At 45.6% G+C, this 21171-nt stretch carries 20 protein-coding genes, 14 tRNA genes and 1 rRNA gene; 9 read left to right on the forward strand and 26 right to left on the reverse strand.

Annotation, left to right across the window (positions count from 1 at the left end):
- Window positions 1-111: 111 nt before the first annotated feature.
- From BIW15_RS21515 to BIW15_RS21530, 4 genes are all read left to right on the forward strand, one after another.
- Window positions 112-187: transfer RNA gene (locus BIW15_RS21515), tRNA-Thr, on the forward strand.
- Between the two features lie 57 nt (window positions 188-244).
- Window positions 245-361: ribosomal RNA gene (gene rrf / locus BIW15_RS21520) — 5S ribosomal RNA — on the forward strand.
- 31 nt (window positions 362-392) lie between these two features.
- A tRNA-Asp gene (locus BIW15_RS21525) sits at window positions 393-469 on the forward strand.
- 561 nt (window positions 470-1030) lie between these two features.
- Window positions 1031-2467, forward strand: a complete 1437-nt coding sequence (locus BIW15_RS21530; RefSeq protein WP_179115324.1) for an NAD-dependent succinate-semialdehyde dehydrogenase — start codon at window positions 1031-1033, stop codon at window positions 2465-2467.
- A 135-nt stretch (window positions 2468-2602) separates the two neighbouring features.
- Here BIW15_RS21530 and BIW15_RS21535 read toward each other — a convergent pair.
- From BIW15_RS21535 to mutY, 16 genes are all read right to left on the reverse strand, one after another.
- Window positions 2603-2678: transfer RNA gene (locus tag BIW15_RS21535), tRNA-Asn, on the reverse strand.
- Between the two features lie 15 nt (window positions 2679-2693).
- Window positions 2694-2769, reverse strand: a tRNA-Thr gene (locus BIW15_RS21540).
- A 39-nt stretch (window positions 2770-2808) separates the two neighbouring features.
- Window positions 2809-2884, reverse strand: a tRNA-Asn gene (locus tag BIW15_RS21545).
- Window positions 2885-2905: 21 nt separating this feature from the next.
- Window positions 2906-2981: transfer RNA gene (locus BIW15_RS21550), tRNA-Thr, on the reverse strand.
- A 51-nt stretch (window positions 2982-3032) separates the two neighbouring features.
- A tRNA-Phe gene (locus BIW15_RS21555) sits at window positions 3033-3108 on the reverse strand.
- A 234-nt stretch (window positions 3109-3342) separates the two neighbouring features.
- Window positions 3343-4968 (reverse strand): methyl-accepting chemotaxis protein, encoded by a 1626-nt coding sequence (locus BIW15_RS21560; RefSeq protein WP_077281593.1) that lies wholly within the window; start codon window positions 4966-4968, stop codon window positions 3343-3345.
- 272 nt (window positions 4969-5240) lie between these two features.
- A tRNA-Asn gene (locus tag BIW15_RS21565) sits at window positions 5241-5316 on the reverse strand.
- Window positions 5317-5359: 43 nt separating this feature from the next.
- Window positions 5360-5435: transfer RNA gene (locus BIW15_RS21570), tRNA-Phe, on the reverse strand.
- Between the two features lie 7 nt (window positions 5436-5442).
- Window positions 5443-5518: transfer RNA gene (locus tag BIW15_RS21575), tRNA-Thr, on the reverse strand.
- A gap of 71 nt (window positions 5519-5589) precedes the next feature.
- Window positions 5590-5665 (reverse strand) — tRNA-Asn (locus BIW15_RS21580).
- A gap of 70 nt (window positions 5666-5735) precedes the next feature.
- Window positions 5736-5811 (reverse strand) — tRNA-Phe (locus BIW15_RS21585).
- 7 nt (window positions 5812-5818) lie between these two features.
- Window positions 5819-5894 (reverse strand) — tRNA-Thr (locus BIW15_RS21590).
- Between the two features lie 65 nt (window positions 5895-5959).
- Window positions 5960-6035, reverse strand: a tRNA-Phe gene (locus BIW15_RS21595).
- A gap of 100 nt (window positions 6036-6135) precedes the next feature.
- Window positions 6136-7275, reverse strand: a complete 1140-nt coding sequence (mltC, locus tag BIW15_RS21600; RefSeq protein ID WP_005490305.1) for a membrane-bound lytic murein transglycosylase MltC — start codon at window positions 7273-7275, stop codon at window positions 6136-6138.
- Window positions 7276-7363: 88 nt separating this feature from the next.
- On the reverse strand, window positions 7364-7636 hold the full coding sequence (locus BIW15_RS21605; RefSeq protein ID WP_005482430.1) for an oxidative damage protection protein: 273 nt from the start codon (window positions 7634-7636) through the stop codon (window positions 7364-7366).
- A 19-nt stretch (window positions 7637-7655) separates the two neighbouring features.
- A complete protein-coding gene (gene mutY / locus BIW15_RS21610) occupies window positions 7656-8732 on the reverse strand; it encodes an A/G-specific adenine glycosylase (protein ID WP_077281594.1) in 1077 nt (358 codons plus the stop codon).
- Window positions 8733-8935: 203 nt separating this feature from the next.
- Between mutY and trmB the strand changes: the two genes are divergently transcribed.
- The 3 genes from trmB to glsB all read left to right on the forward strand — a co-directional run bounded on the left by trmB (window position 8936) and on the right by glsB (window position 11708).
- Window positions 8936-9655 (forward strand): tRNA (guanosine(46)-N7)-methyltransferase TrmB, encoded by a 720-nt coding sequence (trmB, locus tag BIW15_RS21615; RefSeq protein ID WP_025510552.1) that lies wholly within the window; start codon window positions 8936-8938, stop codon window positions 9653-9655.
- A gap of 11 nt (window positions 9656-9666) precedes the next feature.
- The gene (locus BIW15_RS21620) at window positions 9667-10695 is read left to right on the forward strand and encodes a TRM11 family methyltransferase (protein WP_069536403.1); all 1029 of its coding nucleotides are present in this window, start codon (window positions 9667-9669) and stop codon (window positions 10693-10695) included.
- Between the two features lie 92 nt (window positions 10696-10787).
- Entirely contained in the window at window positions 10788-11708 is a 921-nt protein-coding gene (gene glsB / locus BIW15_RS21625; RefSeq protein ID WP_077281595.1) for a glutaminase B, read from the forward strand.
- A 61-nt stretch (window positions 11709-11769) separates the two neighbouring features.
- Here the strand turns inward: glsB and hemW are convergent, their stop codons facing one another.
- From hemW to BIW15_RS21660, 7 genes are all read right to left on the reverse strand, one after another.
- Complete coding sequence (gene hemW, locus BIW15_RS21630; protein WP_005482442.1) at window positions 11770-12948, reverse strand: radical SAM family heme chaperone HemW; 1179 nt, start codon at window positions 12946-12948, stop codon at window positions 11770-11772.
- 18 nt (window positions 12949-12966) lie between these two features.
- Entirely contained in the window at window positions 12967-13569 is a 603-nt protein-coding gene (locus BIW15_RS21635; protein ID WP_015297295.1) for an XTP/dITP diphosphatase, read from the reverse strand.
- Between the two features lie 117 nt (window positions 13570-13686).
- Window positions 13687-14118 (reverse strand): DUF4426 domain-containing protein, encoded by a 432-nt coding sequence (locus tag BIW15_RS21640; protein WP_005461703.1) that lies wholly within the window; start codon window positions 14116-14118, stop codon window positions 13687-13689.
- Window positions 14119-14245: 127 nt separating this feature from the next.
- The gene (yggU, locus tag BIW15_RS21645) at window positions 14246-14536 is read right to left on the reverse strand and encodes a DUF167 family protein YggU (RefSeq protein ID WP_005482461.1); all 291 of its coding nucleotides are present in this window, start codon (window positions 14534-14536) and stop codon (window positions 14246-14248) included.
- Window positions 14536-15093, reverse strand: a complete 558-nt coding sequence (locus BIW15_RS21650; protein ID WP_005482440.1) for a YggT family protein — start codon at window positions 15091-15093, stop codon at window positions 14536-14538. The genes yggU and BIW15_RS21650 overlap by 1 nt, the downstream gene beginning before the upstream one ends.
- A 52-nt stretch (window positions 15094-15145) precedes the next feature.
- On the reverse strand, window positions 15146-15964 hold the full coding sequence (gene proC, locus BIW15_RS21655) for a pyrroline-5-carboxylate reductase (RefSeq protein ID WP_005482485.1): 819 nt from the start codon (window positions 15962-15964) through the stop codon (window positions 15146-15148).
- Between the two features lie 119 nt (window positions 15965-16083).
- Window positions 16084-16797 carry a YggS family pyridoxal phosphate-dependent enzyme gene (locus BIW15_RS21660; RefSeq protein ID WP_025505961.1) on the reverse strand — a complete coding sequence of 238 codons (714 nt, stop codon included), beginning with the start codon at window positions 16795-16797 and terminating at the stop codon, window positions 16084-16086.
- A 28-nt stretch (window positions 16798-16825) separates the two neighbouring features.
- Between BIW15_RS21660 and BIW15_RS21665 the strand changes: the two genes are divergently transcribed.
- Complete coding sequence (locus tag BIW15_RS21665; protein ID WP_005461712.1) at window positions 16826-17866, forward strand: type IV pilus twitching motility protein PilT; 1041 nt, start codon at window positions 16826-16828, stop codon at window positions 17864-17866.
- 30 nt (window positions 17867-17896) lie between these two features.
- Complete coding sequence (locus tag BIW15_RS21670; RefSeq protein ID WP_005461714.1) at window positions 17897-19003, forward strand: PilT/PilU family type 4a pilus ATPase; 1107 nt, start codon at window positions 17897-17899, stop codon at window positions 19001-19003.
- Window positions 19004-19064: 61 nt separating this feature from the next.
- On the opposite strand, the gene ruvX is transcribed toward BIW15_RS21670, so the two are convergent.
- From ruvX to gshB, 3 genes are all read right to left on the reverse strand, one after another.
- Window positions 19065-19490: a Holliday junction resolvase RuvX gene (ruvX, locus tag BIW15_RS21675; protein ID WP_005461715.1), complete on the reverse strand. Its 426-nt coding sequence runs from the start codon at window positions 19488-19490 to the stop codon at window positions 19065-19067.
- Window positions 19491-19538: 48 nt separating this feature from the next.
- Window positions 19539-20102 carry a YqgE/AlgH family protein gene (locus tag BIW15_RS21680; protein ID WP_005461717.1) on the reverse strand — a complete coding sequence of 188 codons (564 nt, stop codon included), beginning with the start codon at window positions 20100-20102 and terminating at the stop codon, window positions 19539-19541.
- Window positions 20103-20215: 113 nt separating this feature from the next.
- Entirely contained in the window at window positions 20216-21166 is a 951-nt protein-coding gene (gshB, locus tag BIW15_RS21685; protein WP_077281596.1) for a glutathione synthase, read from the reverse strand.
- Between the last annotated feature and the right edge of the window lie 5 nt (window positions 21167-21171).

Genomic DNA, 21171 nt, shown 5'->3' on the forward strand with positions numbered 1-21171 from the left:
ACATCGCCAGGCTTTAATTTAGTTTTTTCCTTTTTAAAAGGCGAAGACAAAAGTTAAGAGAGCCCGTTTGTAAAAGCGGGCTTTTTTAGTCCTCACGGACACAAATAATGTGCTGATATGGCTCAGTCGGTAGAGCGCATCCTTGGTAAGGATGAGGTCCCCAGTTCGATTCTGGGTATCAGCACCATTTATTATTTGTTTTATGTTTTAAATTAAAGCCTAAAACAAAATGTAAAGAATTTTACTTGGCGACCATAGCACTTTGGACCCACCTGATTTCCATTCCGAACTCAGAAGTGAAACGAAATAGCGCCGATGGTAGTGTGGGGCTTCCCCATGTGAGAGTAGAACATCGCCAGGTTCTTATTTAGACTCCAGAGTCTAACCAGTGCGGAGCGGTAGTTCAGTTGGTTAGAATACCGGCCTGTCACGCCGGGGGTCGCGGGTTCGAGTCCCGTCCGCTCCGCCACTTATTTAGAAAGCCTTGCTAGAAATAGCAAGGCTTTCGTCGTTTAAGGCCAAGTCATTTTCCCCTTCAGAGAAACTAATTCCGTTTCAGTGCTCGGTACTTATTCCAACCCTTGTAGTCCGGCCATTTATACGGAATCCTCATTCGCAATAGCGATGCTCTCTCATCTACAAGCACCTGTCTTTGCCTATCTGTATTCTAGGCATATACAAACTAATTTGACTCATTTTGGTTTGCTTAAGAAGAATAAGCTTTATGGCTTTGTTGATTCATTTAGTCCTAGCCTAAAAGCTTTGGTTTTCATTCGTGTCTTGAGTCTAGCTTCAGTTTAGTTAGTATTTCGTTGCCATATCATCATGTTGAGACTCGAAGTTATCAAATGAGTCTCGCATTTATGCAATCTTTGAATTTTCGAACTGGCTTGCTATGTGATCCATTCCTAGTCCTTATACTCACGGCTTTTTCGCTTGTTAATGTCAACACTGTCAGAAAACTTTGTTTGCTTTGCTGATTTCTACTAGAAGGATTACCCTAAAAGGAGTTCTCGTAGGAGTTAGTCTGGTGATGCAACAAATAAAAAATGAAACCTTAAAAGAAGTATTTAAACAATGGGCTTCCGACGACGGAGTTGTGGTCATCAACCCTGCAACTGAGCAAGAGTTAATTCGCTTGAAACCGAGTTCAATTGAAGAGTTGGATTGCCTCATTGAAGCGTGTTCGGCTGAACAAGTTCGATGGGCTAAGTTGAGTGCGAAAGAGCGCTCTAGCTGTTTGAAAAACTGGCATCAATTGTTGATGGAACACGCTGAAGATATAGCGACCATTATTACATTGGAACAGGGTAAGCCATTGTCTGAAAGCCGCGGGGAAGTGAGCTACGGGGCATCTTTTGTAGAGTGGTTTGCAGAAGAGGCTAAACGAGCTTATGGCGAAGTTATCCCAGCTCCTGCTATAGATAGACGTTTATCTACAATTAAACAGCCTGTAGGCGTGTGTGCTGCGATTACACCGTGGAATTTCCCTATTGCTATGATCACACGAAAAGCGGCACCTGCGTTAGCTGCTGGGTGTGGGATGATCATCAAACCATCCGAGTTGACCCCTCTGACCGCACTAGCGGTTGTTGAACTTGCGTATCAGGCTGGTATCCCTAAGCCGCTTTTACCTGTTGTTATTTCTGAACAGGCCGCTGAGTTTGGTCAGGTGTTATCGATGGATCCTAGGATCAAGAAGATTTCATTTACGGGTTCGACTCGCGTCGGCAAAATTTTGATGAAGCAGGCTAGTGAAACTGTTAAAGCGGTATCGATGGAACTTGGAGGTAACGCTCCGTTTATTGTTTTTGAGGATGCTGATTTGGAATCAGCTGCTAATGGGCTTATCGCGTCCAAGTTCCGTAATGCAGGGCAAACGTGCGTGTGTACAAACCGTTTATATGTACATCAAAATGTCAAAGAGCGCTTTATGGAAAAAGTGCTCGCGAAAATGATGGAGCTAAATGTTGGGAATGGCTTGGAGTCTGGTGTGACAGTTGGGCCAGTGATCACCATGGCTTCTAAGCATCGTCTGGAGGCTGTTATTGATCAGGCGTTACAAGAGGGGGCTACGATTGCTAACCGTCCTCAAAAGCTCGCAGGGCGCTTTATGGAGCCTGTAATTTTGGATAATGTCGTTCAAGGTATGGCTATCGTGCAGCAAGAGTTGTTTGGGCCAGTATTACCCGTATTAACATTTGAAGATGATGAACAAGTGTTAGCAATGGCCAATGATACCGAGTACGGCTTAGCTTGTTATTTCTATACCGATAGCCTTAAACGAATTATCAAGTTCACTGAAGGCTTGGAATACGGAATGGTTGGTGTGAACGAAGGTATCATCTCGACAGAAGTTGCACCATTTGGTGGTATTAAAGAGTCAGGTGTTGGGCGTGAAGGCGCGAAACAAGGGCTCGATGAATACCTAGAGACGAAATACATTTGTCTTGGTGGCTTAAGCTGATCTTTGGATGAGAGTGCAAAAGAGAAAGCTGGGTTTCTAAACCTAGCTTTTTTGTTTATAGAGCAAAGAGGAGAGAAGGGTGTATTTCTTCCAGATGCAAAAAAGCCGCATCAAGTGATGCGGCTTCTTCTAATATGGCTCCCCCTACTGGACTTGAACCAGTGACCTGCGGATTAACAGTCCGTCGCTCTACCGACTGAGCTAAGGAGGAACAAATTTTAATAAGTGGTGCCGACTACCGGAATCGAACTGGTGACCTACTGATTACAAGTCAGTTGCTCTACCTACTGAGCTAAGTCGGCACATTTTCATTAACAAGTAATTAGCTTGCCAATTGAAAGTGGCTCCTCCTGCTGGGCTCGAACCAGCGACCTGCGGATTAACAGTCCGTCGCTCTACCAACTGAGCTAAGGAGGAATTGTCTTTTGTAAGAATAAATGGTGCCGACTACCGGAATCGAACTGGTGACCTACTGATTACAAGTCAGTTGCTCTACCTACTGAGCTAAGTCGGCGTACCGTTATTCTTTATATTGTTCGTGTTAGACACCAACAATTTTAAATTGTGGTGCCCGGAGGCGGAATCGAACCACCGACACGAGGATTTTCAATCCTCTGCTCTACCGACTGAGCTATCCGGGCGACGAGGTGTATTAAAAGGCTTTTCGGCTTTCAGGTCAACAATAAAATTAAAATAAAATATCGTTTGATGAAAATGTGCTCGGAGTGGGCTGTTTTTATGCGTTTTAAATAGGGATACACCATGTTTTAAGCTTTTCTAAGAAAGAAATTACGAGCTTGTTTGCTAAATAAATGCGACGAAAACAAAAAAAGCACGTTTGAAAACGTGCTTTTTAGTGAACAATTGACTTTAAACTAGTGCTTTACGGAGAACTTATTCACCCATCCTTCCAGTTCATTTGCCAAAGAGGCCAAACTTTGGGTGCTCGATTGGCTCTCTGTTACCACTGAATTTAGCTTACTTCCGCTCTCTTCAATCAGATTTATGCGGTGTGCAATGTCATCACTGACTTGCGTTTGCTCAGCTGCTGCCGTCGCAATTTGCTGACTCATTGCTGTGATAGATTCAAGCGCGGTAACGATCTGTTGGAGTGCTTCTGATGCATTCATCGATTCAGTTACTGTGCTTTCACTTGTTTCCGCACAGATTTCCATTGTATGAATGGCATTGCGAGAGCCTTCTTGAAGATTCGAGATCATGTGTTGGATCTCTTTTGTGCTATCTTGAGTTCGACCTGCAAGATTACGCACCTCATCTGCTACTACAGCAAAGCCTCGTCCTTGTTCGCCAGCTCGGGCTGCTTCAATTGCAGCGTTCAAGGCTAATAGGTTGGTTTGTTCCGCAATATCCCCGATTACATCCAGAACTTTCACGATGTTGTTTACATCTTGATCGAGATCGGCAACCGCTTTACTTGCAGTATTCAGCTGAGTCGCAAGACCTTGGATGTTATCTACCGTACTGTGGATCAGTGATTGAGTGTGTTGACTTTGTTTATCTGCTTCATCGGTATTATGTGCTGTATCGCTAGCAGAGCTTGCCACATGGTTAGCGGAAGAAGCCATCTCTGTCATCGCTGTTGCAATCATTGCGGTCGATTGCTGCTGAGAAACGGTAAGCTCGGCGATGGAATTTGAGCGCGACTCTACTGCTGATAGCTCATCGCGTAGAGCGTGCATCGATTGTTCAAGGTTAGTCACCATGGTTGCCAATGATTGGCTCATATTCTGAACCGCATGGTAGATACTGCCTTTTGGAGCGACGGTATCAAAGCTAGTTTGGATGTTACCTTGTGCAACCGCTTGAACCGCCTCTCGTACATCGTTAGGTTCACCTCCTAAGAGATTGAGCATTTTGCGAATCGAGATGATCAAGCCTCCAAGAATTGAACCTGCGATAACCAGACACAGCATAAGCTGCCACTGTGCTGTCGACCAAAAACGTGCATTCACTTCATTAAAGCCAATACCTGTGCCGACAACCCAACCCCAATGTGGTGTTTTTTCTGCTATTGAGTGTTTTTCTTCAATGCTGCCGTCGGCCTGTTTTTGGCTCCAGGTATATTCAACAATCTGACCTGTTTTGCGACCCAAAACATCTAGGATGAGTTGGCCTACGCTATTACCGCTGCCATCTTTAAAGTCATGGAAACTGGTTCCGTGTAGTTGAGGATCTAGTGGTGCGGCAATAAACATCATATTTTCGTCCGCCACATAAACGTACTCGTTGTCTTTGTAGATGTTGTTACGCAGTAGGCGTGTTGCGAGTGCTTTTGCTTCCTCTTCAGGCATCTTGCCTTCAACTGCCATTTTTTCTACTTCAGTCAGAATGCTGTATGCACTCTTGAATAGCTCAGTTACTCGAGCTTTGTTATCGAGGTTACTTGCGACGCGTAAGGTCCATAAACCTGTAGCGGTCAAGGCTAGCAAAGCTAACAGTATGATCGCGGATAATAAGTAGGCTTGAGTTTTTAATTTCATATTTGGCTCACAAAATGTGTCATTGCTATGCAAAGCATGGCTTATGTCAATAATCTAATAGCCGACGCATCTTATTGAAGAAGTGGTATTACGCCTACAAGCACGTATTGAAACTATGATGAGGATTAAATTTTTAGCGTGAAATAAGTATTTTTGAAGAGGGGATTTAATATTCGGTGATGTTTGGATATGAAGTGCGAAGCAAAGGAATATTAAAATGGAGAATAGGGCAGATGCAAAAAAGCCGCATCAAGTGATGCGGCTTTTTAAATTGGCTCCTCCTGCTGGGCTCGAACCAGCGACCTGCGGATTAACAGTCCGTCGCTCTACCAACTGAGCTAAGGAGGAACTATTCTGTTTGTGTCTTGCCATTCAGCAAGCGCACCAAATATGGTGCCTCGAGGCGGAATCGAACCACCGACACGAGGATTTTCAATCCTCTGCTCTACCGACTGAGCTATCGAGGCAAAAGAATGGTGCCGACTACCGGAATCGAACTGGTGACCTACTGATTACAAGTCAGTTGCTCTACCTACTGAGCTAAGTCGGCACACTTTATTCTTTTTAGAAGAGTTCAACTCTTCATCTTTTAGAATCTCACTTAAGTGAAACTCTGAAAAGTGGCTCCTCCTGCTGGGCTCGAACCAGCGACCTGCGGATTAACAGTCCGTCGCTCTACCAACTGAGCTAAGGAGGAATTGTTCTTTTAACAACAAAAAGTTGTTTGTGTCTTGCTAATCATCAAATGAAGCAAGCGCACCAAATAATGGTGCCTCGAGGCGGAATCGAACCACCGACACGAGGATTTTCAATCCTCTGCTCTACCGACTGAGCTATCGAGGCAAAAGAATGGTGCCGACTACCGGAATCGAACTGGTGACCTACTGATTACAAGTCAGTTGCTCTACCTACTGAGCTAAGTCGGCACACTGTATTCTTTGTGCTTTTGTTCGTGTAATAACTTTTGCTAAGACACCAACAAATCAAATTGTGGTGCCCGGAGGCGGAATCGAACCACCGACACGAGGATTTTCAATCCTCTGCTCTACCGACTGAGCTATCCGGGCAACGGAGCGCTATTAAACGGATTTTCCCGCTTTGCGTCAACCACTTTTTTTAAATAATTTCAAAAAAGTGGTTGTTCGAACGCTTTTTATTCAACTGTCATTACAAAGTGTGCTCAGAGTTAAATTCCTTTTTGAAATTTGTAACTTTTTCTAGGTAACGACGCGCTTCAGCGTTCGGATGTTTCTTAGTTAGCGCCCAATAAACTTGGTTGGGTTGCAAAGAATTGAGATCTCGCATCGCGCGTTTTCGGTCACTGCGATTAAATGTGTTTAAAACACCACCAGTTCCACCGTTGTAAGCGGAAATCATACTGTACTCTAACGAAGTTGGATGCTGAACTTCGCGTAAATAACGGTTTTTGAGGATGTAGAAGTAGGCGGTTCCTGTGTCAATATTGTTTTCTGGGTTGAACAAATACTCTGGGCTAGGTTGTCCTGATTTGTTCTTTACGAGCTTAAATACATCACGACCAGCGGTTTTAGGCACTACTTGCATCAATCCATAAGCATTGGCCCAACTTACTGCGTAAGGGTTAAAACTGCTCTCGGTTTTGATGATGGCGTAAATCAGATCTTCAGGAATGTCGTATTTTTTTGACGCGCGACGCACGATATCCGCGTATTGGTAACTACGCTGAGAGAAGTGATCCTCTACCATTGGAATCTCAACGTAATACGCTTTTTTAAAGTCTACATCTTTGGTTTTGATGTTATTGGCAATCAGATAGTCAGCGAAGCGATTCGCGCGCCATGACCATTGAATGGGCTTTTTATCTTGATCGAGCACCTGTTTGTACAAAAAGGGTTGGCCTTCGAGTTTGATCTCTTTCGATGAGAACAAGTCGACGTTTGCTGGATCATCTGGCGTTAGCAATGTGGTGATGATCGCGTTCTTCAAGTGTTTTTGTGGTTCGGTCGGAGAAACGGTCTCGATAGTGATAAGACCTTTCTGGAAATCCACTTCTGCCCGACTTAAATAATTGTCGATGTACTTAACGTAGTTACTTTTACCTGCGAACTTCACTTCACGTTGTCCCCAACGCTTTTTGATATTGCCTGAGAAGCTATTGATCAACGCATCAAGTGCGGCGGTATCTTTCTCAAACTGACCTGGTAGCTCTGCTAGGTTGTTTGCAAAGCGGTTGGTTGGCTCGTAGTTCACGTCATAAATTTTTTCGACGAATTCGCGGCTACAGCCTGCCAATAAGAGAGCGGTGGCAATAAAAGCAATTTTCTTCATAAGTTTTTAGGTGATGAGGACAAGACGCTGGAGGAAAAATGACATCACAGTTTAGGTTGTGATGTCATTGCTTTTGAACAAATTGGCTTTATTCGCTTGGTGGTGTGTAACCTTCAATGTGAACGTCTTTGCCTTCGAATAGGAAGTTCACCATTTCGGTTTCGAGCAGTTTACGATGCTCGGGATCCATCATGTTGAGCTTTTTCTCGTTGATCAACATGGTTTGTTTGTGTTGCCACTGAGCCCAAGCTTCTTTCGATATGTTATCGAAAATGCGTTTACCTAGTTCACCTGGGTAAAGTTGAAAGTCCAGACCTTCGCCTTCTTTCTTTAGTCGAGCACAAAACACAGTGCGGCTCATAATGACTCCTTGTATTCAATTAACGAAGTTCGTGAGGTAGCGCTTCCAATAAAAGTTTCACTGGTGCGGCTAAGCCCACTTCTTCAGGTTGAGATAAGTTATACCAAAGACCTTTGCTGCCTTCCATTACCACATCGGGTTGCTTTGACAGGTCAATCAAAATCGGTGTGATATCTAGGTGGTAATGACTAAATGTGTGGCGAAACGTGATTAACGTTTCCTGCTTATTGATGTCGCTGGCTTTTATACCACGTTGCTTAAGTAGTAAATCGATATCGCTTTCGACGTCCACATGTTCGGTTTGTGGGAAGCAAAATAAACCTCCCCAAATACCAGTTTGTGGTCTTTGTTCTAACCATACTTCGTGTCCGTTCTTATTGTGGTGATGAAGCATCACGAAGCGGGTTTGTTTGACCGGTTTTTCTTTCTTCGGCTTTTTACCCGGGTAGTCGAGCACGTTCCCTTGTTTTTTCGCCACACATAAATCAGCAACAGGGCATAGGGTGCACTTAGGTTTGCTGCGGGTACAAACCATCGCCCCCATGTCCATCATGGCTTGGTTATACTTATCTACATCAGTTTGCGGAGTATGCGCTTCGGCAATTTCCCATAACTGATTTTCAACTTTCTTCTGGCCTGGCCAACCTTCTACAGCAAAGCAGCGTGATAGCGTTCGTTTTACGTTGCCATCAAGAATGGCATGCGGTTGCTTGTGTACCGATGACAATACGGCTGCTGCGGTTGAGCGACCAATTCCAGGAAGCGCATTCATTTGTTCTAGATTAAGTGGAAACTCGCCACTGTATTTATGGGCGACCTCTTTAGCTGCTTTATGAAGGTTGCGAGCACGCGCGTAATAACCTAGGCCAGTCCAAAGGTGTAGCACTTCATCTTGCTCTGCGTTTGCAAGGTCGACGACAGTCGGAAAGCGTTTCAAGAAGCGTTGGTAATAAGGAATAACGGTAGTGACCTGTGTTTGCTGAAGCATGATTTCAGACAACCAGACACTGTATGCGGTTTTGTTTTGTTGCCACGGAAGATCTTTTCTTCCGTATGCGTCATACCATTCTAAGATGGCACTGGCGAAAGGGGTCACGACTTGCTCTGTATTCTATTATTGGTTAGGGGCAAAATTGCACCACAGAATGGGTAAGAAGTACAACTGGTAAACAGTGGGGATATTGCAGGGGGTGTGATGGCTTTTGGGTAGCGATAGGCCACAAGCTCAACAAATACTTGCACCCGAGTAAATTCTTTGGATAATCCCCGCTTTGATTAATCAATGTGCAGGCAAAATCAATGAGTGAAGTAACCACTAACGAATACAACGAAGACGGCAAGCTGATCCGTAAAATCCGCAGTTTTGTACGTCGCGAAGGTCGTCTAACGAAAGGCCAAGAGAACGCGATGAACGAGTGCTGGCCAACAATGGGTATCGACTACAAAGCAGAACTTCTTGATTGGAAAGAAGTGTTTGGTAACGATAATCCAGTTGTACTAGAAATCGGTTTTGGTATGGGTGCTTCATTAGTTGAAATGGCAAAGAATGCGCCTGAGAAAAACTTCTTCGGTATTGAAGTACATAGCCCAGGTGTTGGTGCTTGTCTTTCAGATGCACGCGAAGCGGGTATCACTAATCTTCGCGTAATGTGTCACGATGCGGTTGAAGTGTTTGAGCACATGATCCCAAATGACAGCCTTGCTACGCTACAATTATTCTTCCCAGACCCTTGGCACAAAAAGCGTCACCACAAGCGTCGTATCGTGCAGCTTGAGTTTGCTGAAATGGTTCGTCAAAAGCTTATCCCGAACGAAGGCATTTTCCACATGGCAACAGACTGGGAAAACTACGCGGAGCACATGATTGAAATCATGAACCAAGCGCCAGGTTTCGAAAATATTGCGCAAGACGGTGACTTTGTACCTCGTCCTGAAGATCGTCCACTGACGAAGTTTGAAGCTCGCGGTCACCGTCTAGGTCACGGTGTGTGGGATATTAAATACAAACGCACTGCTTAAGGAGTCAGTTGATGTACCACTACGCGATATTAGCGAATCCGGGTCACAACCGAATTTACTTTGATAGCGCAATGACCATTGCATGCTCAGAGCTTAAAGCGATTTTGGCCTCTGACGGTGTTGAAGTGACTGAAATTGGCAGCAAAGACGTGGGTTTACCTGCGGCGCTGGTGTTTTCTTGTGAGCAAGCGTTAAGTGAAGCGCAGTCTCGTAAGATTGCCGCATCTTCTATCTATTATGCGCTGTTTGAAGTGCGTGAAGATGGTTTGCTTCGTCCAATTCAGGCGCCTGCATTCAATACTTTCCCTGAGAGCATGAGCCAGATCCTGCGTTATACAGGTAAAACCAATGAGCAGTTTACTCGCTTGATGGTTAACCTTGGCGTGAGTGCTGCAAATACTGACAGCACGCAGCTAACGCTGATGGATCCAATGTGTGGTAAGGGTACGACACTGTTTGAAGGTTTGATCCATGGCTTGAATGTCGTGGGTGTGGAGATCAACCAGAAATGGGTTCAAGAGATCCAAACCTTCATCGTTAAGTTTATGAAGAATGGCCGCTTCAAGCACAAAGTGAGCAAAGAAAAGCGCACTTCTGGTGGCAAGAAAGTGGCAGATGGCTTCGTTGTTGAAGCGGCTGCAAGTAAAGAAGACTACCTCCAGGGTAATCTTCAAACCATGAAGTTGTATTCAGCAGATACCCGCATCGCTGACCAAGTTGTGAAGAAAAACTCGGTTGACGTCATGGTGTCTGACCTACCTTATGGTGTGCAACACGGTAGCAAAAATGCCAAAGACAGCAAGCTGAACCGTAGCCCACTAGAGCTTTTGAAAGAGGCTCTGCCTGCATGGAAAGTGGTACTGAAAAAACAAGGTTCTGTGGTGCTGTCTTTCAATGAATTCACGTTGAAATGGAAAGATGTCGCGGCATTATTTGAAGAGCAAGGGTGGAAGGTACTTTCAGAAGAGCCTTACATCGGTTATCTTCACCGTGTTGATCAATCTATCAACCGCAATATTATTGTGGCAGTGAAACCATAATCGAATCTTCGATAACTAATCCGATGAAAAGCCAACGCTCTGTTGGCTTTTTTTACCTCTGAGCGAATACTCTTGTGACAAGAAGGTAGACAATGAAACCGACAGCGGAAATTTTGACAGATATTCTGGCGGAAGTACGCCCTTTGATCGGCCAAGGAAAAGTGGCGGACTACATTCCGGCTCTGGCAAAAGTACCGAATAATAAATTAGCTATTGCGGTATACACCAATGAAGGTGAAGTGATTAAGGCTGGCGATGCCGAAGAGTCTTTTTCTATTCAGTCTATTTCGAAAGCACTGAGCCTAACGTTGGCCATGTGCTTGTACAAACAAGAAGAAATTTGGGCAAGAGTTGGTAAAGAGCCATCAGGTCAGGCGTTTAACTCGCTGATTCAGTTGGAGATGGAACAGGGTATTCCACGCAACCCGTTTATTAACGCGGGTGCAATTGTTGTGGCTGACTTGCTGCAAAGTCGTTTGTCCGCACCTCGTCAGCGCTTACTTGAGTTTGTTCGTCAGTTGTCGGGCGATACTCACATTGTCTATGACAAAGTCGTGGCCGCGTCGGAAATGATGCACGGTGATCGCAACGCGGCGATTGCTTACCTAATGCGTTCATTCGGGAACTTCGAAAACGAGGTTATTCCTGTGCTACAAAACTACTTCCATGCCTGTGCTTTAAAGATGAGCTGTGTGGATTTAGCAAAAACCTTTAGCTACCTTGCTAATAAAGGCACGTCCGTTCAAACGGGCAAGCCAGTGGTGTCACCAACACAAACGAAACAGTTGAATGCATTGCTCGCAACTTGTGGTTTATACGATGGTGCCGGTGAGTTTGCTTACCGTGTGGGTATGCCGGGTAAATCTGGCGTTGGCGGCGGTATTATTGCCGTAGTGCCGGGTGAAATGACCATTGCGGTTTGGTCTCCAGAACTTGATGCGTCAGGGAACTCATTGGCGGGTACGAAAGCACTGGAACTGCTCTCTGAGCGAATTGGCCGTTCGATTTTTTAGTGTTAACTGTTTCTATACAAAAAGCCTCTCGTCTGAGAGGCTTTTTTGTAGTTCGCGTGGTTTACTCTTCGTCTTCTTCTGCCATAAAGGCTTCAAGTAAGTCGTTGAGGAACAGCTTTCCTTTCTCGGTGATCTGCCAGTGCGTCTCCGTTTCACTCAAATAGCCCATCTCTAACGCCCAATCAATGGTGTCTTGAATGGTACTGAGCGGTAAGCCCGTGGTATCCACATAATCTTGCTTCGGACACGCTTCCATCAAGCGGAAGCGGTTCATGAAGAACTCAAATGGGCGGTCTTCATCGGCAACGAGCTGCTCGGTATGCAAATACGGTTTTACCATATTTTGATAAGCTGCCAAGTAGCCACGAGGATGCTTCACTTTCGTGGTACGAATGATGCGGCCATCAGCGAAACTCAATTTGCCGTGTGAGCCACAGCCGATGCCGAGGTAATCACCAAAGCGCCAGTAATTCAGGTTGTGCTGACACTGATAGCCCGGTTTGCTGTAGCCAGAGATTTCGTACTGAACGTAACCTGCTGCTGCTAGCTTTTCATGCCCTTGTTCGAAGATGTCCCACAAGTCATCGTCATCTGGTAGTGTCGGTGGCTTGTAGTAGAACATGGTGTTTGGTTCGATGGTGAGCTGATACCAAGACAGGTGCGGCGGTGCGAGCTCAATCGCTTTGTCCAAATCGGCTAACGCTTGTTCGATGCTTTGATCGGGTAAGCCGTGCATTAAGTCGAGGTTAAAGCTGTTCAAACCAATTTGATGGGCAAGTTTCGCTGCATTAACGGCTTCGTCTTGACCATGAATTCGTCCTAGACGCTCCAACTTCTCCTGCTCAAAACTTTGAACTCCGATGGAAATTCGCGTGACGCCCGCTTTACGATAACCCACGAAACGCTCTGCTTCGATGGTGCCAGGGTTTGCTTCCATAGTGATTTCAATATCTGGCTTGAATGGAATTCGCGCTTCGATGCCTTTTAGCAAACGCTCAATGCCTTCTGCAGAAATCAAACTTGGCGTACCACCGCCAATGAAGATGGAATGCAGCGGACGCGGTGCGTCATTTAAGCGGTACTTATCAATATCGGTATCCAGATCTTCTAGAAGGGCACTGATGTACTCTTCTTCTGGGATCTCCGCTTTAAGCGCATGGGAGTTAAAGTCGCAATAAGGGCACTTTTGTACACACCACGGGATGTGTACATACAAGCTGAGTGCTGGGGGCGTTAACATGGACAAGTTCACTCGATCTTACTGTGCGGTTTGCACTGATAACTGAGCAAACAGTGATTTCAGTGCTTTACCGCGGTGAGACAACTGCTTTTTACGTGCCGGCTCTAGCTCTGCTGACGCACAGTTATCTTCTGGTACGAAGAAGATAGGGTCGTAACCAAAGCCATTTTCGCCATGTGCTTCAGTCAGAATGCGACCTTCCCATTTGCCATGACAAACGATAGGCGTTGGATCGTTCTCGTGACGCATCAATACCAATACGCAGTGGAAACGCGCGGTACGCTCTGCTTCTGGCACGCCTTCCATTGCGGCTAGCAATTTCTCTAAGTTTTCTTGGTCAGAGGCTTTTTCGCCGGCGTAACGAGCTGAGTAGATGCCTGGTGCACCTTTTAGGAAATCGACTTCCAGACCAGAATCATCTGCAATCGCTGGTAAGCCAGTTTCTTGCGCGGCATGGCGAGCTTTAATGATTGCGTTCTCAATGAACGTGGTGCCCGTTTCAGCAACTTCTGATACGTTGAATTCACTTTGCGCTAATACTTCAAAACCGAAGTCAGACAGTAGATCTGCCATCTCGCGAACTTTGCCTTGGTTGCCTGTTGCTAGCACAATTTTTTTCATGGGAATCTCTTTTAATAGTGATAGAGGAGAACAAATCGTTCTCCTCTAGATATTCTGGAACTGATAGAGGCTTTTGGCCTACTTAGATCAAAAAGCATTTAGATCATCACAACCCAATTACTCTTCGACAAAAAATTTCTGGGTGAATTTAAGCTTACCTGAGCCTTTGTTTCCAGCTTTAACGTCAATATCGAAGGTAAAAGTTTCTTCGTGAGTAATTGGCAGCTCAGCTAAGTAGTAAATGGCTTCGCCTTCTTTAATTTCACGAAAGGTCAATTTTTGAGTTTGGCCTATTAAGTTTTTCGCGTGTCCGCCTACCTTCGCCTCGACCGCTGGCTTACCTAAAGAGGCGCTGTCTAACACGCTGATGTTTACTACAGCAACGTAACCATTACGTTTGATGTCGTAGCTGCGAGCGACTTTAGGTGTCAGGAATGTCGAGTTAAAAGCCACATAGTGTACTTCGATGTCTTTCATGTTTTTGAACTGTTCAGCAAAGGTCGGTAATGACAACAGACTGATCAGTAATGCGGTAATCCATTTGCTCATTGTTACTTCCTCAAAGCACTCGTTATGAGCCAACCATAGTTGCAATTTTACCCGAGTGGCAGGTTAAAAAAGCATGTCCGATAGTTGGTACTAGTAAGTGTGGTACAAAATTATAAATAAAAAGCCATCATAAGATGGCTTTTACTTCAGCGGGTATCTGTACGGGCGATTCTATCCGAATTTGTTTGTGCCGTCCTAGTTCACCTTTTTCTATGTGAACCAAACCCTTAGCGATTTTGAACTGCTTGGCTAAGAACTTAGTGAGGTGAGCATTGGCTTTGCCATCGACAGGCGGTGCGGTGATGGCAATTTTGAGCTCTTCACCATGCAAGCCAACGATCTTATCGCGGCTTGCTTTTGGTTGAATATAAAGCTTAAGGACGATGTCCTCGCCGTCTTGCCAAACTGCTGCGGACATTACAGTTGGAACCAAATAGGACCAATGATATCGCCCATCAAGAAGTTTGCGAATTGCAAACCGATGAACAGAACCAGCACGCTCAAATCCAAGCCGCCAAAAGCAGGAAGCACGCGACGAATTGGTGCGCACATTGGCTCGGTTAATTGATGGAACACGTATTCAATTGGGCTACGGCCTTGGCTCACCCAGCTTAGGATTGCGCGAATCAACAATACCCAGAACAGAAGGCCACCAGCAGCTTTTAGTAGCGATAACAAACCCAAGAATAGGAAATCAACGCTGAAAGAGACAGAGCCGTTAGACGCAATCAGAATCAGCGCGACAAATTTCAATACACACAGCACGTAAGCGAATAGAACCGTTGCAAGGTCAATATTGCCGATAGATGGAATAACACGACGCAGTGGGCCAATGACTGGCTGAGTCGCTTTTACAATAAATTGCGAGAACGGGTTGTAGAAATCTGCACGTGCAGCTTGCAACCAAATTCGCAAAATCACGACCATGATATACAGGTCAAATAGGGTTGAGATGAGAAAACTCATTGAATTCATAAGGTACCCTTAACAAGTAGTGGATGATGTTTTTTGAGAATCATCCAGATAATTAAAACAGTTTTTCCATTTCTTCTGCGCGAGCAACCGCAGCTTGCATGGCTTTTGCAACGATGTCCGTTAACTGATGTTCGTTGAATGTACGAAGTGCTTCGGCGGTTGTGCCGCCTTTCGAAGTCACGTTTTCACGCAGTGTCGACAGTTCGGTGTCTGGATTGCTCACCACCATACTTGCCGCACCCAGCGCTGCTTGTTGAACCAACAAACGAGCCGTTTCTTTATCAAAACCTTGAGCTATCGCTTCAGCTTGCATCGCTTCCATAAACAGGAAGAAGTATGCCGGAGCGCTGCCTGCTGCTGCAATCACATTGTTGATGCCAGATTCTTGTTCCACCCAGCAAACTTTACCAACCGCTTGCATCAGTTCTGCGGCAAAGGCTCTGTCTTGTTCTTTGACATGTTCTGGAGCGAATAAGCCACTCATGCCCAAACCCAACTGAGATGGAGTGTTTGGCATTACGCGAACCAAATTCAATTTTGTCGCTAGCATCTCATCCAAACGTGAACAATTGATGCCTGCCGCAATAGAAATCACGAGCTTGTTGCTAAAGTCGATAGATTGCAGAGGTTTACAAACATCCGCCATCATTTGTGGTTTCACAGACAGAACCACCACATCGGCCTCGGACGCTGCCAGCATGTTGTCGCTGGTGGTGCGGATACCAAAATCTTGCTCAAGCGGCAGACGACGCGCCTCTGATGGGGCGGTTGCAACAATGTTTTGTGCAGGGTAGCCGTTAGCCACGAGGCCAGAAACAATGGCTCTGACCATGTTTCCCGCACCGATAAAGGCGATCTTTTTATGTTCCATTTGTCTGATTTCCATCATGATATTTACGATTTATTGTGCGCTCAGGTGTATAATGGCGCCGCTTTGCGTTAACCGCTGTTTCATCGCGGTATCAATTAAGCATTTTCGCTCTTAAATGACTATTCACTTTTCGTGCTGTAGTCTCGCGCGCCAAAGATAGCCGTTCCGATACGAACTATGGTGCTGCCTGCTTCAATCGCAGCGGTCATGTCGCCACTCATGCCCATCGATAAGGTATCGATTTCTGGGTATTGCTGTTCAAGGGTTTGCTTCAGTGTCGCTAGCTTCTCGAACTCACGAAGCTGGGCGTCGTAGTCTGACACGTTCGCAGGAATCGACATCAATCCTCTTAAAGTGAGGTTGGGAAGGCGAGAAATCAACTCAGCCAGTTCGAATATTTCTGCGTCACTAACGCCAGATTTGGAATCTTCACCACTGGTGTTGACTTGAATCAGCACTTGCAGTGGTTTGAGTTCTTGCGGACGTTGCTCATTGAGTCGCTGTGCGATCTTAGCGCGATCAATGGTGTGAACCCAATCGAAATGTTCAGCAACAAGTCGCGATTTATTCGATTGAATCGGGCCAATGAAGTGCCATTCGATTCGATTATCTGGATAATGCTCGGCAAAGTGCTGAACTTTACTGACGCCTTCTTGGACGTAGTTTTCACCAAACGCGGTTTGTCCCGCTTGGTAGGCTTCGAGAATTGCCTCGACAGGTTTAGTTTTGCTTACCGCTAGAAGTTGCACTGACTCTGGAGATCGACCACATTTTTGTTCGTCGCGTCGAATTTGAGAGGTGATATGTTCAATATTTTGTTGAATACTACTCATAGCTGTACTTTAGACTTAAGGATTTTAAATGGATATCACTGAGTTACTGGATTTTAGTGTAAAACATAATGCTTCGGATCTACATCTTTCTGCAGGTGTACCACCAATGGTTCGTATTGATGGTGATGTGAGAAAACTGGGCATTCCAGCGTTTACACACCAAGAAGTGCATCGTTTGGTTTTTGAAATCATGAACGATGCCCAGCGCAGTGAGTTCGAAGAAAAACTCGAAGTCGATTTCTCTTTTGAATTGCATAACGTTGGCCGTTTTCGTGTCAACGCTTTCAACCAATCTCGCGGTTGTGCGGCAGTGTTCCGTACCATCCCAAGTAGCATCCCAACTCTGGAAGAGCTAGAAGCGCCAGAGATCTTCAAAAAAATCGCGAATGCTGAAAAAGGTTTGGTTTTGGTTACTGGCCCAACGGGTTCTGGTAAATCGACAACCTTAGCAGCCATTGTTGACTACATTAACCGTAATCACAACAAGCATATCCTCACAATTGAAGATCCGATTGAATTTGTTCACAACAACAATAAGTGTTTGATCAACCAACGTGAGGTTCACCGTGATACCCATAGCTTCCAAAACGCGCTACGCAGCGCATTGCGTGAAGACCCAGATGTGATCCTTGTCGGTGAGATGCGTGACAAAGAAACCATCAGCCTAGCGTTAACGGCGGCGGAAACGGGTCACCTAGTTTTCGGTACGTTGCACACCAGTTCAGCAGCAAAAACCATCGACCGTATCATCGATGTGTTCCCAGGTAGTGACAAAGACATGGTGCGTTCCATGTTGTCTGAATCCCTTCGTTCGGTTATCGCGCAAAAATTGTTGAAACGTAATGGCGGTGGTCGTATCGCTTGTCACGAAATCATGATGGCAACGCCCGCTATTCGTAACTTGATTCGCGAAGACAAAGTCGCGCAGATGTACTCAATCATTCAAACGGGTGCCGCGCATGGAATGCAAACCATGGAACAAAATGCCCGTCAGTTGATGGCGCAAGGTATGGTTTCGCGCGAAGAAGTCGACAGCAAGATTGGGCTTGAAGTGCAGCAATTCTCGTAACGCTCATACAGATAATGGTGAATACGGAAGATGGATCTGAATAAATTTCTTGAAGGTATGTTGACGCTAAAAGCGTCGGATCTTTACATCACGGTTGGTGCGCCAATTCTATTTCGTGTGGATGGCGAATTGCGTCCGCAAGGGGAGAAACTCACCGAACATGATGTTGCAAAGTTGCTTGATAGCGCAATGGATCCGGATCGGCGTCAGGAGTTTCGCAAAAGCCGCGAATCAAACTTTGCTATCGTCAGAGATTGTGGTCGCTTCCGTGTTAGTGCTTTTTTTCAGCGAGAACTGCCGGGTGCAGTTATTCGCCGTATCGAAACCATCATTCCTACTTTTGAGCAGTTAAAACTGCCTTTAGTGCTGCAAGACTTAGCGATTGCCAAGCGTGGTTTGGTGCTGGTGGTCGGCGCGACTGGCTCGGGTAAATCGACCACGATGGCGGCGATGACGGGCTATCGAAACAGCAACAAAACCGGTCACATCTTGACGGTCGAAGATCCGATCGAATTTGTGCATGAGCATAAGCGTTGTATCGTAACTCAGCGTGAGGTGGGTTTGGATACCGAGAGCTATGAAGTCGCATTGAAAAACTCGCTGCGCCAAGCGCCAGATATGATTTTGATTGGCGAGATCCGTAGCCGAGAAACGATGGAATACGCGATGACCTTCGCCGAAACGGGTCACTTGTGTATGGCAACGTTGCACGCCAACAACGCCAACCAAGCGTTAGAGCGTATTCTCCATTTGGTGCCTAAAGATCAAAAAGAGCAATTTTTGTTTGATTTGTCGATGAACCTAAAAGGCGTGATTGGTCAACAGCTGATCCGTGATAAGAATGGTCAAGGACGTCATGGTGTGTTTGAGATCTTGCTAAACAGTCCACGAGTGTCGGATTTGATCCGTCGTGGTGATTTACACGAATTGAAATCAACCATGGCACGATCCAATGAGTTTGGCATGCTGACGTTTGACCAATCGCTCTACAAGTTGGTGATGCAAGGTAAGATCAGCGAAGAGGATGCACTGCACAGTGCGGATTCAGCAAACGATCTTCGTTTAATGCTGAAAACACAGCGTGGTGAGCCGTTCTCTACAGGCAGTCTTGCCAACGTCAAAATCGATATGGATTAAGCGTATTAAAGACACAAAAAAGGTTGGCTTCTGCCAACCTTTTTCATTGTGCTTGCAAGGTTTATTCGCCCCAAAGCGCTTCAAACCAACTTTCCAGAATGACCACGGCAGATTGGCAGTCGATATTGCCTTTCGATAAGGCTTTGTAGCCACCCATACTGAACAATTCTGCGCGCGCTTCTGAAGTTGATAAGCGCTCATCATGCAATTCAACAGGCAAGCCATAACGACCTTGCAGACGCTTCGCAAATTTTTTCGCACGCGGGGTGATGGTTTCTAAATCTTTACCATGTAAATCCGTTGGCAGGCCTACGACCAATAAGTCTGGTTGCCATTCTTTAATTTGCTTTTCGATGTCATCCCAATTTGGAATGCCATCATTGGCTTTAAACGCTTTCAGTGGTGAAGCGGTGCCAGTGATTTCTTGACCAATCGCGCTACCAATACTTTTAGTACCGAAGTCGAAGGCCATTATTGTGCGTGACATACAGTGTCTCAAATCTTAATGAAGTGGAAGTTAAGGAAGGCAGTTGCGTTACGCATGACCTGCGTCTGCCGACAATTGGCTTGGGTCGATACCTAGCTTTTCTACCGCTTTTTTCCAGCGCTCTGTAATGGGCGTATCGAAGATGATTTCTGGTGTGGCTTCGATGGTTAGCCAAGAGTTTTCAACCAGTTCATTTTCTAACTGACCGGCACTCCAACCGGAATAACCAAGAGCAACCAAATAGTCACTTGGCTCTGCCTCTGTCCCCAATACGGAAAGAATATCTCGCGAAGTGGTGACAGCAAGGTCATCGGTCATTTGAATGCTGGATTCATAGTAATCTTTCGGTTTATGTAGAATAAAACCACGGTCTTCTGAGATTGGACCGCCATTGTAGACGGGTCTATCTAAGCTGGCTTCAAACAGGCGCGGGTGAACAGGCTGCACGTCAACTTGCTTGAGCATGTTGCCTACGGTGATATCAACAGGCGCGTTGATCATCAGGCCCATAGCGCCTTCTTCGTTATGTTCACAAACGTAGATAACGCTATTCTGGAAATACGGATCTTTCATTCCAGGCATGGCTACTAAAAAATGGTTTGTGAGGTTCATTCTCATACCGACCTTTAAGACTCGTAAATGCACTTAAGCAAACTCGCGACTATGTGCATGAGTTTGCTTAAGATAATGTCTGGTTCTCTACTATAACTGTACTATAAATTCAGTTATTCGCCTTTCACACGACGTTCAATGGCATCCATCAGTTTGCCAGTGATAGAAATGTCGAATGCCGCTTCGATTTCACGAATACAAGTTGGGCTAGTCACGTTGATTTCAGTTAGCTTGTCGCCAATCACATCAAGACCAACAAAGATAAGCCCTTTTTCTTTTAGAGTCGGAGCAACAGCTTGAGCAATCTTCATATCTGTTTCGCTTAGCGGACGAGCTTCACCAGTACCACCAGCGGCTAGGTTGCCGCGCGTTTCGCCTTTAGCAGGAATGCGCGCAAGACAGTAAGGCATCGGTTCACCGTCAACAACAAGAATACGCTTATCACCATTGCTGATGTCTGGCACGAAGGTTTGCGCCATCGCGTAGTTTTGACCATGGTTAGTCAGCGTCTCGATGATCACCGACACGTTTGGATCGTTTTCTTTTACGCGGAAAATTGAAGCGCCGCCCATACCATCAAGAGGTTTTAGGATCACATCGCCATGTTCTTCACGGAAGGCTTTAATTTTTTCTGCTTTGCGTGTCACGATTGTGGTTGGCGTAAGTTCTGGGAACCAAGCGGTAAACAGTTTTTCGTTGCAGTCGCGTAGGCTTTGAGGTTTGTTAACGATCAATGCGCCTTGTTCTTCAGCACGCTCAAGAATGTAAGTCGCGTAGATGTACTCGGTATCAAATGGAGGATCTTTGCGCATGAGTACCGCGTCGAGCTCAGACAGTTCGATCGTCTGTTCAGATTTGAACTCGTACCAGCCGTTTGGATCTTCTTTCAGCTCAAGCACTTTAGTGTCGGCAATCGCTTTGCCTTGGTCTAGGTGAAGATCGTTCATTTCCATGTAGTGGATTTCATAGCCGCGGCGTTGCGCTTCAAGCATCATGGCAAAGCTAGAGTCTTTCTTGATGTTAATGGACGAGATTGGGTCCATTACAATACCGAGTTTGATCATTATTT

It is taken from the genome of Vibrio sp. SALL6 (genome assembly GCF_002002385.1).
GTDB classification, from domain to species: Bacteria; Pseudomonadota; Gammaproteobacteria; order Enterobacterales; family Vibrionaceae; genus Vibrio; species Vibrio parahaemolyticus.

Bases quoted from the DNA above. Each gene is read 5' to 3' on its own strand.
- BIW15_RS21620 (WP_069536403.1), top strand. From the start codon at position 9,667: ATGTACCACTACGCGATATTAGCGAATCCGGGTCACAACCGAATTTAC.
- BIW15_RS21665 (WP_005461712.1), top strand. From the start codon at position 16,826: ATGGATATCACTGAGTTACTGGATTTTAGTGTAAAACATAATGCTTCG.
- gshB (WP_077281596.1), bottom strand. From the start codon at position 21,166: ATGATCAAACTCGGTATTGTAATGGACCCAATCTCGTCCATTAACATC.
- BIW15_RS21560 (WP_077281593.1), bottom strand. From the start codon at position 4,968: ATGAAATTAAAAACTCAAGCCTACTTATTATCCGCGATCATACTGTTA.
- hemW (WP_005482442.1), bottom strand. From the start codon at position 12,948: ATGTTAACGCCCCCAGCACTCAGCTTGTATGTACACATCCCGTGGTGT.
- mltC (WP_005490305.1), bottom strand. From the start codon at position 7,275: ATGAAGAAAATTGCTTTTATTGCCACCGCTCTCTTATTGGCAGGCTGT.
- BIW15_RS21660 (WP_025505961.1), bottom strand. From the start codon at position 16,797: ATGAGTAGTATTCAACAAAATATTGAACATATCACCTCTCAAATTCGA.
- yggU (WP_005482461.1), bottom strand. From the start codon at position 14,536: ATGTCCGCAGCAGTTTGGCAAGACGGCGAGGACATCGTCCTTAAGCTT.
- ruvX (WP_005461715.1), bottom strand. From the start codon at position 19,490: ATGTCACGCACAATAATGGCCTTCGACTTCGGTACTAAAAGTATTGGT.
- proC (WP_005482485.1), bottom strand. From the start codon at position 15,964: ATGGAACATAAAAAGATCGCCTTTATCGGTGCGGGAAACATGGTCAGA.
- BIW15_RS21635 (WP_015297295.1), bottom strand. From the start codon at position 13,569: ATGAAAAAAATTGTGCTAGCAACAGGCAACCAAGGCAAAGTTCGCGAG.
- glsB (WP_077281595.1), top strand. From the start codon at position 10,788: ATGAAACCGACAGCGGAAATTTTGACAGATATTCTGGCGGAAGTACGC.
- BIW15_RS21670 (WP_005461714.1), top strand. From the start codon at position 17,897: ATGGATCTGAATAAATTTCTTGAAGGTATGTTGACGCTAAAAGCGTCG.
- trmB (WP_025510552.1), top strand. From the start codon at position 8,936: ATGAGTGAAGTAACCACTAACGAATACAACGAAGACGGCAAGCTGATC.
- BIW15_RS21605 (WP_005482430.1), bottom strand. From the start codon at position 7,636: ATGAGCCGCACTGTGTTTTGTGCTCGACTAAAGAAAGAAGGCGAAGGT.
- BIW15_RS21640 (WP_005461703.1), bottom strand. From the start codon at position 14,118: ATGAGCAAATGGATTACCGCATTACTGATCAGTCTGTTGTCATTACCG.
- BIW15_RS21680 (WP_005461717.1), bottom strand. From the start codon at position 20,102: ATGAACCTCACAAACCATTTTTTAGTAGCCATGCCTGGAATGAAAGAT.
- BIW15_RS21650 (WP_005482440.1), bottom strand. From the start codon at position 15,093: ATGAATTCAATGAGTTTTCTCATCTCAACCCTATTTGACCTGTATATC.